Source organism: Geodermatophilus siccatus (assembly GCF_900103785.1).
Taxonomy (GTDB): domain Bacteria; phylum Actinomycetota; class Actinomycetes; order Mycobacteriales; family Geodermatophilaceae; genus Geodermatophilus; species Geodermatophilus siccatus.
Genome location: NZ_FNHE01000015.1, coordinates 1 through 16,066, shown reverse-complemented (window position 1 = coordinate 16,066; position 16,066 = coordinate 1). Strand labels below are relative to the sequence as shown.

Annotated in this window: 17 protein-coding genes; 8 read left to right on the top strand and 9 right to left on the bottom strand. The window is 74.5% G+C overall.

The genetic code is table 11. The annotated features are described in order from the left end of the window. Nucleotides 1-10: 10 nt before the first annotated feature. On the bottom strand, nt 11-1,792 hold the full coding sequence (locus tag BLS21_RS21850) for an N-acetylglutaminylglutamine amidotransferase (RefSeq protein WP_091223473.1): 1,782 nt from the start codon (nt 1,790-1,792) through the stop codon (nt 11-13). Between the two features lie 152 nt (nt 1,793-1,944). Then, nucleotides 1,945-2,736, bottom strand: a complete 792-nt coding sequence (locus BLS21_RS21845) for a helix-turn-helix domain-containing protein (RefSeq protein WP_245700664.1) — start codon at nt 2,734-2,736, stop codon at nt 1,945-1,947. Nucleotides 2,737-2,894: 158 nt separating this feature from the next. Between BLS21_RS21845 and BLS21_RS21840 the strand changes: the two genes are divergently transcribed. The 3 genes from BLS21_RS21840 (at nt 2,895) to BLS21_RS24785 (ending at nt 4,014) form a co-directional block, all read left to right on the top strand. Continuing rightward, nucleotides 2,895-3,263 carry a nuclear transport factor 2 family protein gene (locus BLS21_RS21840; protein ID WP_091223468.1) on the top strand — a complete coding sequence of 123 codons (369 nt, stop codon included), beginning with the start codon at nt 2,895-2,897 and terminating at the stop codon, nt 3,261-3,263. Further along, nucleotides 3,260-3,598 (top strand): DUF1330 domain-containing protein, encoded by a 339-nt coding sequence (locus BLS21_RS21835; protein ID WP_091223465.1) that lies wholly within the window; start codon nt 3,260-3,262, stop codon nt 3,596-3,598. The genes BLS21_RS21840 and BLS21_RS21835 overlap by 4 nt, the downstream gene beginning before the upstream one ends. 95 nt (nt 3,599-3,693) lie before the next feature. Continuing rightward, the gene (locus BLS21_RS24785; protein ID WP_139177248.1) at nt 3,694-4,014 is read left to right on the top strand and encodes a hypothetical protein; all 321 of its coding nucleotides are present in this window, start codon (nt 3,694-3,696) and stop codon (nt 4,012-4,014) included. Nucleotides 4,015-4,043: 29 nt separating this feature from the next. Here the strand turns inward: BLS21_RS24785 and BLS21_RS21825 are convergent, their stop codons facing one another. Then, a complete protein-coding gene (locus tag BLS21_RS21825) occupies nt 4,044-4,478 on the bottom strand; it encodes a hypothetical protein (protein WP_091223461.1) in 435 nt (144 codons plus the stop codon). Between the two features lie 467 nt (nt 4,479-4,945). On the opposite strand from BLS21_RS21825, the gene BLS21_RS21820 reads away from it, so the two are divergent. Continuing rightward, the gene (locus BLS21_RS21820) at nt 4,946-6,625 is read left to right on the top strand and encodes an alpha/beta hydrolase (RefSeq protein WP_091223459.1); all 1,680 of its coding nucleotides are present in this window, start codon (nt 4,946-4,948) and stop codon (nt 6,623-6,625) included. 49 nt (nt 6,626-6,674) lie between these two features. Here the strand turns inward: BLS21_RS21820 and BLS21_RS21815 are convergent, their stop codons facing one another. The 4 genes from BLS21_RS21815 to BLS21_RS21800 are packed head-to-tail and all read right to left on the bottom strand — an operon-like array spanning nt 6,675 to nt 10,441. Further along, entirely contained in the window at nt 6,675-7,433 is a 759-nt protein-coding gene (locus BLS21_RS21815; protein ID WP_091223457.1) for an iron ABC transporter ATP-binding protein, read from the bottom strand. 13 nt (nt 7,434-7,446) lie between these two features. After that, nucleotides 7,447-8,460, bottom strand: coding sequence for an iron chelate uptake ABC transporter family permease subunit (locus BLS21_RS21810; RefSeq protein WP_245700662.1), 1,014 nt, complete (start codon nt 8,458-8,460; stop codon nt 7,447-7,449). Then, a complete protein-coding gene (locus tag BLS21_RS21805) occupies nt 8,457-9,485 on the bottom strand; it encodes an ABC transporter permease (RefSeq protein WP_245700660.1) in 1,029 nt (342 codons plus the stop codon). Before BLS21_RS21805 ends, BLS21_RS21810 begins: the two co-directional genes overlap by 4 nt. A 5-nt stretch (nt 9,486-9,490) precedes the next feature. Continuing rightward, nucleotides 9,491-10,441, bottom strand: a complete 951-nt coding sequence (locus tag BLS21_RS21800; RefSeq protein WP_091223453.1) for a siderophore ABC transporter substrate-binding protein — start codon at nt 10,439-10,441, stop codon at nt 9,491-9,493. 105 nt (nt 10,442-10,546) lie between these two features. Between BLS21_RS21800 and BLS21_RS21795 the strand changes: the two genes are divergently transcribed. The 3 genes from BLS21_RS21795 to BLS21_RS21785 all read left to right on the top strand — a co-directional run bounded on the left by BLS21_RS21795 (nt 10,547) and on the right by BLS21_RS21785 (nt 12,441). Further along, nucleotides 10,547-11,566, top strand: a complete 1,020-nt coding sequence (locus BLS21_RS21795) for an aldo/keto reductase (RefSeq protein ID WP_091223594.1) — start codon at nt 10,547-10,549, stop codon at nt 11,564-11,566. Nucleotides 11,567-11,666: 100 nt separating this feature from the next. After that, nucleotides 11,667-12,032: a hypothetical protein gene (locus tag BLS21_RS21790; RefSeq protein WP_091223451.1), complete on the top strand. Its 366-nt coding sequence runs from the start codon at nt 11,667-11,669 to the stop codon at nt 12,030-12,032. Next, nucleotides 12,025-12,441 carry a hypothetical protein gene (locus BLS21_RS21785; protein WP_091223450.1) on the top strand — a complete coding sequence of 139 codons (417 nt, stop codon included), beginning with the start codon at nt 12,025-12,027 and terminating at the stop codon, nt 12,439-12,441. The genes BLS21_RS21790 and BLS21_RS21785 overlap by 8 nt, the downstream gene beginning before the upstream one ends. Nucleotides 12,442-12,520: 79 nt before the next feature. On the opposite strand, the gene BLS21_RS21780 is transcribed toward BLS21_RS21785, so the two are convergent. Continuing rightward, nucleotides 12,521-13,261 carry a hypothetical protein gene (locus BLS21_RS21780; RefSeq protein WP_091223448.1) on the bottom strand — a complete coding sequence of 247 codons (741 nt, stop codon included), beginning with the start codon at nt 13,259-13,261 and terminating at the stop codon, nt 12,521-12,523. A 149-nt stretch (nt 13,262-13,410) separates the two neighbouring features. Between BLS21_RS21780 and BLS21_RS21775 the strand changes: the two genes are divergently transcribed. Next, the gene (locus BLS21_RS21775) at nt 13,411-15,711 is read left to right on the top strand and encodes a GAF domain-containing SpoIIE family protein phosphatase (protein ID WP_091223446.1); all 2,301 of its coding nucleotides are present in this window, start codon (nt 13,411-13,413) and stop codon (nt 15,709-15,711) included. Nucleotides 15,712-15,733: 22 nt separating this feature from the next. Here BLS21_RS21775 and BLS21_RS21770 read toward each other — a convergent pair. Beyond that, on the bottom strand, nt 15,734-16,066 hold a 333-nt coding region (locus BLS21_RS21770; RefSeq protein ID WP_139177206.1), incomplete at its 5' end, for an integrase core domain-containing protein.

The following is a 16,066-nucleotide window of genomic DNA, read 5'->3' as shown; positions in this document are numbered from 1 at the left end:
CGGGGCACGCTCAGACCCCGTGGGCCTGCAGCCAGAGCTCCAGCAGACCCAGCTGCCACAGCTTGTTGCCGCGCAGCGGGGTGAGCTCACCGTTCGGGTCGGCCAGCAGCCGGTCGACGTACTCCGACCGGAACAGCCCGCGCTCGCGGGCGGCGTCGCCGGTCAGCGCGTCGCGCACCAGGTCGAGCACCTTGCCCTCGAGGTGGGTGATCGCCGGGACCGGGAAGTAGCCCTTGGGCCGGTCGATGACCTCCGGCGGGATGATCCGTCGGCCGATCGCCTTGAGCACGCCCTTGCCGCCGTCTGCCAGCTTCAGCTCCGGCGGGCACATCGCGGCCAGCTCGACCAGGTCGTGGTCGAGGAAGGGCACCCGGGCCTCCAGCCCCCAGGCCATGGACATGTTGTCCACCCGCTTGACCGGGTCGTCGACGAGCATGACCTCGCTGTCCAGGCGCAGCGCGGCGTCCACGGCGGTGTCGGCGTGCGGCGCGGACATGTGCCGGCGGACGAACTCCAGGCTCGGGTCGCCGTCCAGCGCGTAGCGGTCGGCAACGAGTCGGGCCATGTCGGCGGCGTCCCGGTCGAAGAACGCCCTCGCGTAGGTCTCCACCGCCCGCTCGCGGTCCACGCCCTGCAGCGGCGGGTACCAGTGGTAGCCGGCGAAGACCTCGTCGGCGCCCTGCCCGGACTGCACCACCCGGATCGACTGGCTGACCCGCTCGGAGAGCAGGTCGAAGGCGACGACGTCGTGGCTGACCATCGGCTCGGCCATCGCGTGGATGGCGTGGCCGAGCGCCGCGGCGAGCTCGTCGGAGGCGACCCGGATGCGGTGGTGGTCGGTGCCGAAGCGCTCGGCGATGACGTCGGAGTACTGGAATTCGTCGCCCTCCCGGCCGCCGACGGCCTCGAAGCCGATCGAGTAGGTCGCCAGGCCGGTCTGCCCCTCCTGCGCGAGCAGGCCGACGATCAGGCTGGAGTCCAGCCCGCCGGAGAGCAGCACGCCGACCGGGATGTCGGCCACCAGCCGCCGCCGGACGGCGACCCGCAGCGCCTCCTCGATCGCGTCCTCCCAGTCGCGGGCGGACCAGTTCGCGTGCGCAGGGTCGCGCTCGTAGCGGGCCTCCCAGTAGCGGTGCTCGCGGGAGGTGCCGTCGGCCTCGACCACCCGCACGGTGGCCGGGGGCAGCTTGCGGACGCCGTTGACGATCGTCCGCGGCGCGGGGACGACGGCGTGCCAGGTGAGGTAGTGGTGCAGCGCGACCGGGTCGATGGAGGTGTCGACGTCCCCGGCCTGCAGCAGCGCCGGCAGGGAGGAGGCGAAGCGCAGCCGGCCGGGCGTCTCGGCCAGGTAGAGCGGCTTGATGCCCAGCCGGTCGCGGGCGAGCACCACGCGGCCGGTGTCGCGCTCGCTGATGACGAACGCGAACATGCCGTGCAGGTGCTCCACCACCGCGGTGCCCCAGTGGTGGTAGCCCTTGAGGATCACCTCGGTGTCGGAGGTGGAGAAGAAGCGGTAGCCGTGGCCCTCGAGCTCGGCGCGCAGCTCCTTGTAGTCGTAGATGCAGCCGTTGAAGACCGCGGTCAGGCCGAGCTCGTTGTCCACCATCGGCTGGCTGCCGGCCGGCGACAGGTCGATGACCGACAGCCGGCGGTGCCCGAAGGCCACCCGCCCGTTGCTCCAGGCACCCTGGCCGTCCGGCCCGCGGGGGACCAGGCACTCGACCATCCGCGCCACGGCGGTGGTGTCGGCCAGGGAGCCGTCGAACCGGATCTCACCGGAGAGGCCGCACATGTGGTGATCCAACCCCACCGGCCGGGCCGGCGCGACTGCCCACGGCCCATGTCACACCGATGCAACGCGGCGGCGTTCCACGTGGAACGGCGACGGCGCCGACCGGTGCCCGGGACGAGCGGGCGGTCCAGGTCACGCTCTGGTCCGCGGTGTCAGGGTCCGTCCGCGGCCAGCGCGGCCACGACCTCCGCCGTCGCCGCGTCGGCGGGCAGGAAGGCCTCGATGCTCAGCTCCGCGAGGGTGACGTCGACGGCGGTGCCGAAGGTCGTGACCGTGCTGAGGAACGCCAGTTCCCGGCCGCCGACCTCCAGCCGCAGGGGGACGGCGACGGCGTTCGTCGCGCCGTGGCTGCGGCCGCCGGGGAGCGCCGCGAGCTCGTGCAGCAGCGCCCGCGTCCGGGGGTCGCCGGTGACGGCGAGCTCCCGGGCCAGCCGACCGAGCACGTGGCCACGCCACTCGGCCAGGTTGCGGATCCGGCCGGCCAGCCCGTCGGGGTGCAGGCTCAACCGCAGCACGTTGACCGGTGGCTCGAGCAGGTGCGCCGCGACCCCGCGGGTGAGCAGGTCGACGCCGGCGTTGGCGCTCACCAGGTCCCAGTGCCGGTCGACGGCGAGGGCCGGGTGCGGGGCGTGGGCGCGCAGCACGGCGTCGACCGCGGCGCGGACCGGGGCCATCTCCGGGTCCTCGAGGGGACGGGCGCGGTACTCGGGGGCGTAACCGGCCCCGAGCAGCAGCTGGTTGCGCTCGCGCAGCGGGACGTCGAGCTGGGTGGCCAGCCGCAGCACCATCTCGCGGCTGGGCTTCGACCGGCCGGTCTCCAGGAAGCTGATGTGCCGCGCGGAGACGTCGCTCTCGACGGCCAGGTCGAGCTGGCTGAGCCGGCGCCGGGTGCGCCACTGACGCAGCAGCGGCCCGAAGGTGGAGCGGGTCGGGGTCGCCGTCACGGTCCGGACGCTACGGGCACCCCGGCCGCCGGACACCTACCTCGGAGGTAGGCGTCCATGACCTGTGAGGTCATCGACGGACCGCCCCGTCCTCGCGCAGCCTCGGGTCCGGGCCACAGCCACCCCGGCGCCGGCCCCGACAGCGAGGAGGACGCACCGTGCCCGAGGACACCGCCACCCAGGTCCAGCGGTACATCGCCGCGTGGAACGAGACCGAGCCGCAGGCCCGCCGCCGGGCGGTCGCGGCGCTCTTCACCGAGGACGCCCGTTACGTCGACCCGCTGGTCGACGTCCGGGGGCACGATGGCATCGAGGCGGCGATCGTCGCGGTGCACGAGCAGCTCCCCGGCTGGGTCTTCCGGCTCGCCGGGCCGGTCGACGCCCACCACGACCAGGTGCGGTTCACCTGGAGCCTGGGTCCGGAGGGCGGGGAGCCGCCGGTGATCGGCTCCGACGTGGCCGTCACCGACGGGGACGGTCGCTTCGACCGGGTCTGCGGCTTCCTCGACCGGGTCCCGCAGCAGTGAGCGGGTTCGGCTCCTACGCCGTCGCGCACCTCGAGACGGTGGCCATGGGCCCCGAGATCGCCGAGTACCTGGCCCGGATCGACGCCACCCTCGAGCCCTTCGGGGGGCGGTTCCTGGTGCACGGCGCCCGCGCCGAGGTCGTCGAGGGCCCGTGGCAGGGCGACCTGGTGGTCATCGGCTTCCCGGACGCCGCCGGTGCCCGCGCCTGGTACTCGTCGGCTGCCTATCAGGAGATCGTGGGCCTCCGGACCGGGTCCAGCACCGGTTGGGCGGTCCTGGTGGAGGGCGTCACCGGGCCGCACCGCGCCACCGACGTCCTGGCGGCGCAGCCGTGACCGCGGGCGGCCCGGGACGTCGATCCCGGGCCGCCCGCCGGCCCCTGGGCGGGCAGGTCGGCGGACGGCGTGCCCATCCCCTCCGTCGGTGAGGGGTGGCAGCGCACGTCGGCCTGCCGCTGCGCCTGCTGGCGGCGTTCGTCGACCGCGTCGGCGTCGGCCTCGAGCAGCGCCGCGAGCGCGCGCTTCCTCGACCTGCCGGTCGTCAGGGACGCCGCCTCGGGCGGCAACCGGCCCTCGATGGCGCGGGCGACCGCCGGGGAGGTGTGCTCGCGGACGTCGGCCAGGACCTCGGCGCGTGCCTCGTCGAGGGCGCCTGCGGCCATGGCCGCCCAGGTGGCGGGCAGGTGGGACCGGCAACCGCCGGAACGGCGCGGGCCGATCGACCAGCCGGCCGTGCCGCCCTGGCGACGTAGCGGAGTAGAGCACATGGGGTGCGGCGACATCAGCCCACGCGGGTGAAGCGCAGCTCCATCCACGGCCGCGGGACACCGTCCGGGCCCGGCCGCGTCCATCGAGCGGACATCGAGGCGCCGTCCTCGGCCACCCGCAGCGTGGCTGATGCCGGGCCGGCGGAGAACGTCCACTCGCCGTCGCGCACGGTGGCGGTCGCGTCCTCGACGCCGCCCTGGTCGTCATAGGCCCGGGTCGGGAAGACGCCGCGCGCGGCGTCGTAGGGCTCGATGACCTCCAGTGCCCGGGTCCGCCGACCGCCGACCACCACGTCGACGTGGTGGACGACGGTGGGGCCGAGCTCCTCGTAGACGTCGCTGCCCCGGACGGTCGCCACCACGGTCTGCCCGTCGTCCCCGAGCACCTCGCCCTCCGTGCGCCACCGCCCGATCAACGCCGTGGTCGTCGGTGTCCGGTTCACCTGCACCAGGTCCTCCTCCCGGTGGCCGCGCCGCTTCTCGCAGCCGCGCCGTCAGAGTTCCGACCGGACGGCGGATGCGGAGTCATCGCCCCGTACCGGGGACGGTTGCTGCGGCGACCCGTCAGGAGCCGCTCCCGGTGCAAGGCGGCCACCTGCGCGTCGATCCCGGGATGGGCAGCGCGGCACGCCTCGTGGCGCCGTGGTGACGGACCCGAGCGCGACGCAGCGAGCCGCACCGTGGGAGCACGGGTTCCACGTGGAACGGCGGCCGCCACCGGCGTGGGACCGGGGGAGGTCCCGCGCAGGGCGTGCCAGCGCACGGCGCGGCCGGCGCAGCAGGTCGTGCCACCCGTGTGTCGTCGCCGCGCAGTCGGCACTTCCGCGGTCGGTGGGGACACCGGCACAGTGCTCGCCGGACGAGGCCGGACGAGCCCGGGACGGCCAGGTGCGCGAGCCCGACCACGGGGGGACCCATGCCGATCGCCTCAGCACCCCGCCTGCGGCGCCGGATCGCCGCCGCTGCCTGTGCGGCGGCGACGTCCGCCGCCCTGCTCGCCGTCCCGCTCGGGGGCGTCGCGGTCGCCGCTCCGGCAGCACCCGCTCCGGCAGCGCCCGCGGCCACGGAGCCCCCACCGGGTGGCGTACCGGGCGTCCCGGTCCCGTCGATCACCTGGGTGGATGCGGGCGACGGCTTCCAGCAGGCCGACGTCGACGTCCCGTACGACTACGCCGACCCGCGGGGCCGCACGTTCCGCCTGCACGCGGTGCGCCTGCCCGCGGCCGACCCGGCGAACCGGATCGGCGCCCTGTTCGTCAACTTCGGCGGCCCGGGCGGACCCGCAGCGGCGACCGTGCGCGAGCTGGGCCGGCTGCTGTTCCCGCCGGAGGTGCTCGCGCGTTACGACCTGGTCGGCGTCGACCCGCGCGGGACCGGCGAGAGCCGGCCGGTGCGCTGCACGGGCAGCACGGCGGAGCAGGCCGCCCTGCCCTACGCCACGCTGGCCGACTTCCCCACCGACCGGGTCCAGGAGGAGCAGGTGATCGCGCAGGTGCGCGCGTTCGCGGAGGAGTGCCGGGCACGCAACGGGGACCTGCTCGACCACGTCCGCACCCTGCAGTTCGCCCGCGACCTCGACGTGCTGCGAGCGGCGATGGGTGACCAGCGGATCAACCTGTACGGCCTGTCCTACGGCACCTTCCTCGGCCAGGTGGTCGCCAACACCTTCCCCACGCGCACCGGGGCCCTGGTCCTCGACGGCGTGGTGGACCCCGGCTGGGCCAGCGGTCCTCCGGGCACCATCAGCTGGATCCGCGAGGGCACCGAGGTGGGCAGCACGGAGACCCTGGACCGGTTCTTCGAGCTGTGCGCGGAGGCCGGACCGCAGCAGTGCGCGTTCGCCGCCGACGGGAACCCGGAGCAGAAGTACGCCGAGCTCGCCGCCCGGCTGCGGGCCGCCCCGCTGCTGGTCCCCGTGCCCGACGGGCCGGCGGAGCCGCTGACCTACTCGGACCTGGTCGTGGTGACCGCGGCGCTGCTCTTCACCCCGGACACGTGGCCGGTCCTCGGCGAGCTGCTGCAGGAGGCCTACAGCGCCGACGGCGCCGCTGTCGCCGCCGGCCTGGGGAGGCTGCCGCAGCCCCCGGTGCCCGAGGGCTACGACAACTTCCCCGACGCGAGAGCCGCCATCACCTGCGCCGACACCGACAACCCGGACGACCCCTACCGCTACGGCGAGGTCGGGCGCGCACTGGACGCCACGACCGCGCCCTACGTCGGCTCCCGCTGGGCCTACGCCGGGCTCGTCTGCGCGCCGTGGGCCGGTCGCTCGACCGAGCGCCACACCGGCCCGTGGAACAGCTGGACCCGCAACCCGGTGCTCGTCATCGGCAACCTGTACGACCCCGCCACCCCGTACCGCAACGCGGTGGTGGTGGACGACCTGCTGCCCAACAGCACCCTGCTGACCGTGGACGGCGTCGGGCACACCTCGTTCGGCACCAGCTCCTGCGCGGCCTCGCTCACGTCGCAGTACCTGCTGACCGGGGCCACCCCGCCGGCAGGGACGGTGTGCACCCAGGACCGCGGGGCGCTCGACCCGGTGCCGGCGTCCACCCCCACGGGCGCGGTCCGGACGGGCCTGGTGGCCGGGTAGCCGCCGGTCAGGTGCTCGCGGGGCCGGTGACCCGGTCCCGCGGGCCAGGTCAGGACCAGGGGACGCCGATCCGCCGTCCGGCCAGCTCGTGGACCTCGACCTCGACGTCGAACACCTTGCGCAGCAGCTCCGGCGTCATCAGCTCGGACGTCGGGCCCTCGGCGACCAGCTGCCCCTCGCGCATCGCGACGATCCGGTCGGAGTAGCAGGAGGCCACGTTGACGTCGTGCACGACGAGGACGACGGTGCGGCCCAGCTCGTCGGCCATGCCGCGCAGCATCCGCATCATCTGGACGGCGTGCCGCATGTCGAGGTTGTTCAGCGGCTCGTCGAGCAGCACGTGGTCGGTGCCCTGGCACATCACCATCGCCACGTAGGCGCGCTGCCGCTGTCCGCCGGAGAGCTGGTCGAGGTGCCGGTCGGCCAGCGGGCCGAGCTCGAACCACGCCATGGCCTCGTCGACCAGGCGGTGGTCCTCGGGCGTCAGCCGACCGCCGGAGTGCGGGAAGCGGCCGAAGGCGACCAGCTCGCGCACGGTCAGCCGCACCGACATCGCGTTCTCCTGCCGGAGGACGGCCAGCCGACGGGCCAGCACCGGGCCCGGCGTCGTCGCGACGTCCATCCCGTCGACGCGCACCCGGCCGCTGTCGGCCGGCAGCAGCCGGGCGGCGACCGAGAGCAGCGTGGACTTGCCCGCGCCGTTGGCGCCGATCAGCGAGGTGATGCCGCCGGTCGGGATGGTCAGCGAGACGTCGTCCAGCACGCGGACGCCGCCGTAGGACTTCGAGACGGACTCGATCTCGATCACTGGCTCTGCTCCCTCACTGACGAGGCTGTCTGATCAGGAGGGCGATGAAGACGATCCCGCCCACGAAGTTGACGACGACGCTGAGGCTGGAGTTGAAGCCGAACACCTGCTCGAGGACCAGCTGGCCCCCGACCAGGGCGAGCAGCCCCAGCAGGGCCGCACCGGGCAGCACCCAGGCGTGCCGGTGGGTGCCCAGCAGCTGGCGGGCCAGGTTGGCCACCAGCAGGCCGAGGAAGGTGATCGGCCCGACCAGCGCGGTGGCGACGGCGACGAGGACGGCGACGGCCAGCAGCGCCTGGTTGACCACCCGGCGGTGGTCGACGCCCAGGCCGATCGCGGTGTCCCGGCCCAGCGCGACGACGTCCAGCCGGGGGAGCAGCCGCCACACGCCCGCGGTGACCAACGCGACGAGGACGGCCGACAGCGCCAGCATCTGCCGGTCGACGGAGTTGAAGCTGGCGAACAGCAGGTCCTGCAGGGTGAGGAACTCGTTGGGGTCGATCAGCCGGGAGACCAGCAGCGTGAGGCTGGTGAAGGTGGAGCCGAGCACCACCCCGAGGAGCACCAGCACGTACACGTCGCGCTCGGTGCGGCCGAACAGCGACCGGTAGAGGACGGCGCCGAAGCCGATCAGCACGACGACCTCGATCGCGAAGCGCAGCCGCGGGTCGGTCGTGGTGACGGTGGCCGCGCCGAGGACGAACACCCCGACCGTCTGGATCAGCACGAACAGCCGGTCGAACCCCATGATCTCCGGGGTCAGGATCCGGTTGTTGGTCACCGTCTGGAACAGCACGGTGGAGACCGCGACCGCCACGGCGACGACCGCCATGGCGGCCAGCCGGCGCCCGCGCTGCTGCAGCGCGTAGTCCCAGGACCCGGTGACGTCGACGGTGAGGAACGCGGCGACGGCGACGGCGGTCAGGACGCCGAGGACGACGAGCGTGCGCCGGCGGCGGGTGGCCCGCTGCGGCGCGGTCAGGGCGGCCGCACCCTGCCCCCGGCGGGACCTCGCGAGCTCGGTCACGCGAACGCCCGCTTCCGGGCGCGCAGCAGCAGCCAGACGAACAGCACGCCGCCGACGACCCCGCCGATCATGCCGACCGGCACCTCGTACGGGTACCGGATGGTGCGGGCCAGGACGTCGCAGACCAGCACGAACGCCGCCCCGGTCAGCGCGGTCACGGGCAGCACCCGGCGCAGGTTGTCACCCATCGCCAGGGTCACCAGGTTGGGGACGACGAGGCCGAGGAAGGGGATCGACCCGACGCTCACGACGACGATCGCGGTGACGACCGACGCGATGGCCAGGCCGACCATGACCACGCGGGTGTAGGCGACGCCGAGGTTGATCGCGAAGCTCTCGCCCATGCCCGCGACGGAGAACCGGTCGGCCCACAGGTAGGCGAGCACGGTGGCGGCCAGCACCAGCCAGAGCAGCTCGTAGCGGCCGGCCAGGACGCCGGAGAAGTCGCCGTTCATCCACACGTCCATCGACTGCAGCAGGTCGAAGCGGTAGGCCAGGAAGGTCGTCGCCGCGGTGACCACGCCGCCGAGCAGGATGCCGACCAGCGGGACCACCACGACGTCGGTGAGCACCATCCGCTGCAGCAGCCAGACGAAGAGCGCGGTGCCGACCAGGGCGAACGCCACGCCGATCGCCATCTTGCCGAGCACGGAGGTGCCGCCGAAGGACAGCGTCGCGACGACGATGCCCAGCCCCACCCACTCCGTCGTCCCGGCGGTCTGCGGGGAGACGAACCGGTTGCGGGTCAGGTGCATCATCACCAGCCCGGCCACGGCCATCGCCGAACCGGCCAGCAGGATCGCGAGCAGCCGCGGCACGCGGCTGGTCCACAGCACCCGCGCCTGCGCCTCGCCGGGGTCGAGCAGGTCGGCCGGCGTCAGGTCGCCGACCCCGATGAACAGGGATGCCGAGCCGGCCGCCACGAGGCCGACCAGCGCGGCGACGACGTGCCACCGTTGCACACCGCGGCGGCGCCGCACCCCGGTGGGTCCGGCGCCGCCGCGTCGTTCGTCCGTACTGGTCACCGGGGTCAGGCGACCGCCGTGGCGACTTCCTCGACCATCTGCTCGACCGACGGCAGACCGTTCGGCGCGATGTACCAGACGGACGAGTCGAGGTAGTGGACGTCGTCGTTCTGCCACGCCGTCGTGCCGCGGACCAGCTCGTTGTCGAGCACCTGCTGCGCGGCCTGACCGGACTCGCCGATGGCCGCGTCGCGGTCGAGCACCAGCAGGATGTCGGGGTCCTCGTCGGCGATGTACTCGAACGAGATGGCGTCGCCGTGGTCGGCGGCGGTCAACCCCTCGTCGGTGGGGGTGAGCCCCAGCTCGTCGTAGACCAGGCCGAAGCGGGTGTCGGGGCCGTAGGCGCTGACCTCGCCGGCGTTGGTCATCACGAACAGCGCGTCGCCGGCGCCCTCCGCGGCCGCCCGCACCTCGGCGACCCGCTGGTCCAGAGCGGCCAGCCGGTCGGCGACGGCGTCCTCCTCACCGAAGACCTCCGCGAGGGTGGTCACCCGCTCCTCGAAGGACGCCAGGAAGTCCTGGTTGTCGACGGTCAGGTCGATGGTGGGGGCGATCTCGGCGAGCTCGGGGTACACCGCGGCCGAGCGACCGCCGACGATGATCAGGTCCGGCTCGACGGCGTTGACCGCCTCGTAGTCCGGCTCGAACAGCGAGCCGACCTTGGCGTACTCGTCCCCCGAGTACGCCGCCAGCGACTCGGGGTAGGTCGCCTCCGGCACGCCGGCCACCTCGACGCCGAGGCTGTCCAGGGTCGACAGCACGCCGACGTCGAACACGACGACCCGCTGCGGGTCGACCGGGACGGCGGTCTCGCCCTGGGCGTGGGTCACGGTGACCTCGTCGGACCCCGCGGCGGCCTCGGCGGTGGTGTCCTCCCCGCCGCCGCAGGCGCTGACGGCGAGGGCGGTCACCACGGTGAGGGAGAAGGCGGCCAGCGGCCGGGCCTGCGTGCGCATCGAGCTCCTGTCGTAGAGGTGAGGCTTGGCTAAGTGAGGCATGCCTAACCTGTCACACCCCCCGTTGCACGTGTCAACCGGGTCCGGACGGGCAGGGGAGTGACCATGGAGACACGCACACTGGGACGGCTGACCGTCCCGGCCCAGGGACTGGGCTGCATGGGGATGAGCGAGTTCTACGGCACCGGTGACCAGGCGGAGGCCGAGCGCACCATCCAGCGGGCGCTGGACCTCGGCGTCACCTTCCTCGACACCGCGGACATGTACGGCCCGTTCACCAACGAGCGGCTCGTCGGGAAGGCCATCGCCGGCCGGCGCGACGAGGTGGTGCTCGCCACCAAGTTCGGCAACGAGCGCGGTGAGGACGGCTCGTTCCTCGGCATCAACGGCAGGCCCGACTACGTGCGCCGCGCCTGCGACGCCTCGCTGCAGCGGCTCGGCGTCGACGTCATCGACCTCTACTACCAGCACCGGGTCGACGCCACCGTCCCGGTCGAGGACACCTGGGGCGCGCTGGGGGAGCTGGTCGAGGCGGGCAAGGTCCGCCACGCCGGCATCTCCGAGGCCGCGCCCGAGACCATCCGCCGGGCGCACGCGGTGCAGCCGGTGACCGCCGTCCAGACCGAGTACTCGCTGTGGACCCGCGACCCCGAGGACGACGGCGTGCTGGCCACCTGCGCCGAGCTCGGCATCGGCTTCGTCGCCTACTCACCGATCGGTCGCGGCTTCCTCTCCGGCCGGATCCGCAGCCTCGACGACCTCGCCCCCGACGACTTCCGCCGGAACAACCCGCGCTTCCAGGGCGAGAACTTCGCGAGGAACCTGGAGCTGGTCGACCGGGTCCGCGAGATCGCCGACGAGAAGGGCGTGACCGCCACCCAGCTCGCGCTGGCCTGGGTGATGGCGCAGAGCGACCGCGGGGGTTCCCCGGCCGGGGGTGGTGGGGCGGGGAGGCCTGTCATCGTGCCGATCCCCGGCACCAAGCGGGTGGCCTACCTCGAGGAGAACGCCGCGGCCGCCGACGTCCGGCTGACCGACGACGACCTGCGCCGGCTGGACGAGGCCGCGCCGGTCGGTGCCACGGCGGGGGACCGCTACCCGGACATGTCCAGCGTGCACCGCTGACGGGGACCCTCCTGCCCCAGCGGGCCGGCGGGCCCCTGGAGGGTGGCCGCCCGCCGGGCGGGAGGATGGCACCCGTGCCCGCCACTCCCGCGTCCGCCCGGTGACCCTCCCGCTGGTGGTCGTGGTGACCGTCGCCGCCGGGCTCCTGGCCCTGGCCGGGATCGCCTCCACCCTCGCCCGTCGGCGGATCGGCCTGCTGCACCTGTGGGGCGCAGCACTGCTGGAGGTCCTGCTGCTGGTGCAGGCGGCCCTCGCCGTCGTCGCCCTGCTGCGCGGTGAGCGGCTGGCCGACACCCCGACCTTCCTCAGCTACCTGGTCGGCATCGTCCTGCTGCCCGTCGCCGGGGCGCTGTGGGCGCGGACGGAGCCGAGCCGCTGGGCGGGCACCGTGCTCGCCGTGGCGGCCGCGGCGGTGGGCGTGATGATCTGGCGGCTGCAGGAGCTGTGGGAGGCGACGGGTGGCTGAGACGACGGGGGACCGGTCGGGGGCCGCCGGCGGGCCCGGTCGGGTGCTGGTCGCGGTGTACGGCGTCTTCGCCCTCGCCGCCGGTGCCCGGGCCGCCGTCCAGCTGTCGACCCGCTTCGCCGAGGCGCCGGTGGCCTACCTGCTGTCCGCGCTGGCCGCCGTCGTCTACGTCGTCGCCACCGTGGCCCTGGCCCGTGGGGGACGCCGGGTCGCCCTCGTCGCGATCACCGTCGAGCTGGTCGGCGTCCTCGTCGTCGGCACGCTGTCGCTGGTGGACCCCGCCGCCTTCCCCGACGAGACGGTGTGGTCGGCGTACGGCCGCGGCTACCTGTTCATCCCGCTGGTGCTCCCGGTCGTCGGGCTGCTCTACCTGCGCCGCACCGCCCGGACGCCGGGGCCGCTGCGGTGAGGTGCGCTCGTGGTGCATCCCGAGGCCCGGGTGCGCCGCAGGTGCACATCACCGCGAACCGGCGCGCTGCCCGCCGGGGTCAGAACTCCCCGCCGCCGAAGTCCCCACCGAAGTCGCCGCCCCAGTCGCCGCCGTCGGCACCGGCGGCGAAGTCCCCGCCCGGGTCGCCGCCGTAGTCGCCCCCGTCAGCGCCGGCGCCGTCCTCGTAGCCCTGGGCGTAGGCCTCCTCGTCGCCGCCGCCGAACAGACCGCCGTCACCGAGGCCGGTGTCGAACAGCGCGTCGGCGACCGCCGTGCCGACCACCAGGCCGCCGACGGTGCCGAGCAGGCTGGCGCCCAGGGTGCTGCCGAAGCTGGGCCCGCCGTAGCCGCGCCCGTAACCGCCGCCGTACCCGGGTCCGTAGCCACCGCCGTACCCGGGTCCGTAGCCGCCCCCTCCGAAGCCGCCGCCGAAGGCCCGCTCCAGCGTGCCGGGCTGGCGCACCTCCGCGCGGGTGGCGGCGCGGGCGAGGGAGCGCGGGTCGTCCGAGCGCGGCCGCTCCGACGAGGGCACCGCGGCCGCCAGCTGGACCAGCACCTCCTGCCGCTGCTGCGGCGTGAGCTGGGCGAAGGCCTCCGCGTGCGCCTCCTCGATCTTGTCCGGCGGCGCCGTGCGCAGCAGGTAGCGGTAGCGCTCGATGGCCTGCTGGTCGGTGGGCGCGCCGCTCTGCGGCGAGGGCGCCGTCTGGTAGCCGCCGTACCGCGGCGCGGCCTGCTGGTGGCCCGGGTCGGGGTACCCGTCTGAACGGCGGCGGCCGAAGAGCCGGTCGAGCAGTCCCATGGCGATCGTCTCCCTCCGGTCGGGGAACGGCGTACCCCGGGCAGGGGGTTCCCGCCGGGCCGCGTCCCACACCTGGGGGCGTGGACCCGCTGGTCAACGCCCCGGACGGTGGTGGCCGGGGCGCGAGGTGCGCGGTTAGGGTCGACACCGTGCCGGCCGAGCGGGACCGACCGCGGGACACGTCCCTCCTCCAGCGCCCCGACGGCGTGGTGGGCCGCGAGGAGGCCGGCGTCGTCAGCGCCGCCGCGGCCGTCGTCGAGCGCTCGGGCACCGACACCGCGTCGTCCGCGCTGCCCGGCGTGCTGGCCGACGTCCCGGTCGCGGTGCTGCTCATCGACCGCGGCGCCGGGGCGGTCACCTACGCCAACAGCGCAGCGGTCGAGCTGGCCGGCAACGTCCGCCTGCCCGTCGACATCGACACCTGGGGCGCCTCCGTGGGTCTCACCGACCTGGGCGGCCAGCCCCTGGCCAGCACGTCCGGCCCACTGTCGCTGGTCGCGCAGGGCCTCCCGGTCACCGGCGAGGCGGTGCGGATGGTGCTGGCCCAGGCGGACGACGACCTGCCCGCCCAGGACCCTGCCGGCCGCCCCGACCGGCTGCTGTGGGTCACCGGCTTCCCGCTGTCGCGGCCCGACGGCGACGAGCACCTCTCGCTGGTGGTCTTCCTCGAGGTCGAGTCCGGCGGGAGCGACGCCGCCGACGACCAGCTGCGGGCGCTGCGGGAACGGGCGGTCGTCGCCACCGACATCGCCTTCACCATCACCGACCCCCGCGAGCCGGACGACCCGCTGGTGTGGGTCAACCCCTCCTTCACCCGTATCACCGGCTACGGCTACGACGAGGCCGTCGGCCGCAACTGCCGCTTCCTGCAGGGGCCGGCCACCGACCCCGCGGCCGTCGCCGCGATCCGCGCCGCGCTGGAGGAGCAGCGGGCGGTCAGCACGACGCTGCTCAACCACCGCAAGGACGGCACCGCCTTCTGGAACCACCTGTCGATCAGCCCGGTCTTCGACGGCGAGGGCGAGCTGGTCAGCTTCGTCGGCGTGCAGACCGACGTCACCGAGCGGGTGCGGGTGGAGCACGAGCGGGAGGCCGCCTTCGCCGCGGAGCAGTCCGCCCGCCAGGAGGCCGAGTTGGCCCGAGCGGCCGCCGAGCGGGCGCAGGCCGACGCCGAGCGGGCCCGCGCGGACGCCGAGCGCATCCAGGGCCGCCTGGCGCTGATGGCCGAGGCGACGAGCACGCTGATCGCCACGCTGGACCTCGCCGACGTCCTCGACCGGCTGGCCCGGCTCTGCGTGCCGCTGCTCGCCGACTGGGTGTTCATCTCCCTGCTCGACGACACCGGGACCGTCCGCGAGACCGCCTCCCGGCACCGCGACGGCCTCGGGGAGGAGCTGCGGGTGCTGGCCACCCAGCACGCTCCGCACCTGCCGGAGAGCTCGCCGACCCGGCGCAGCATCGCCAGCTCCCGGCCGGTGCTCGTCCAGCGGACCGGCGCCGATCTCGACGGGCTGTTCACCTCCGAGGCCGCCCGCCAGGCCGCCGAGCGGCTCGGCACGGGCTCGCTGCTCGCCGTCCCCATGGTCGCCCGCCGGAGGACCCGCGGCGCCATCCTGCTGGCCCGCGCCGGCACCGAGCGGCCCTTCGACCAGGAGGACGTCGACCTCGCCGAGGACCTCGCCCGCCGCGCCGCGCTGGCCATGGACAACGTGCGCCTCTACCAGCAGGAGCACACCGTCGCCGACACGCTGCAGCGCTCGCTGCTGCCCGAGCTGCCGGCCATCCCCGCCGTGGAGTCGGCCGCCCACTACGTCAGCGCCTCCACGGCGGCCGACGTGGGCGGTGACTTCTACGACCTGCTGCACCTGCCCGACGGGTCGATCGGCGTGGTCATCGGCGACGTCGTCGGCCACGACATCGCGGCCGCCGCGGCCATGGGCCACCTGCGCGGGCTGATCCGTGCCTGCGCCTGGGAGGCGCCCGACCCCGACCCCGGCGTCGTCCTGGCGCGGGTGGACCGGCTGGTGCAGGGCCTGGGCGTGGCCTCGATGGCGACGATGGTCTACGCCCGGGCGGTGCCCCCGGCCGACGACGGCGCGCCGTGGCGGCTGCACCTGGCCAGCGCCGGCCACCCCCCGCCGCTGCTGCGCACCGCGGACGGCGACGTGCGGCTCCTGGACGACGTGACCGGCCTGCTGATCGGTGTCGACGGCAGCCTGCCCCGGCGGACGACGTCGATCGACCTGCCGCGCGACACCACGCTGCTGGCCTACACCGACGGGCTCATCGAGCGGCCGGGCACCGACCTCGACGAGGGCATCGCCGAGCTGGTCGACCGGCTGGCGGCCGCTCCCGTCGAGGCGAGCCCGCGCGCGCTCTGCGATGCCGCGGTCGCCGGCTCCCTCGACGGGCGGGACGACGTCGCGCTGATCGCCGTCCGGTTCCGCTAGGTGTCGTGACCAGGGAGGTTGTTCACGCGGCGAGTCGGCTGATCGGTGGGCGGCCGCCGAGGGCGGAGTGGCTGCGGGAAGTGTTGTAGTGGGTCAGCCAGCTGTCCAGGGCGGCGGTGCGCTCGTCGTTGCAGCTCCAGGCGGTGGCGTAGGCCCACTCGGTCTGCAGGGTGCGGTTGAACCGCTCGGCCTTGCCGTTGGTCCAGGGCCGCCCGGGCTTGATGAACCGGCGGCCGATGCCCAGCTGGGCGCAGACGGCGATCCAGGCCCGCCCGACGCGGTAGCTCTTGGCGTTGTCGGTCAGCACCCGCCGGAGGGTGACGCCGTGGGCGGCGAACCAGGCCGCCGCCCGGGT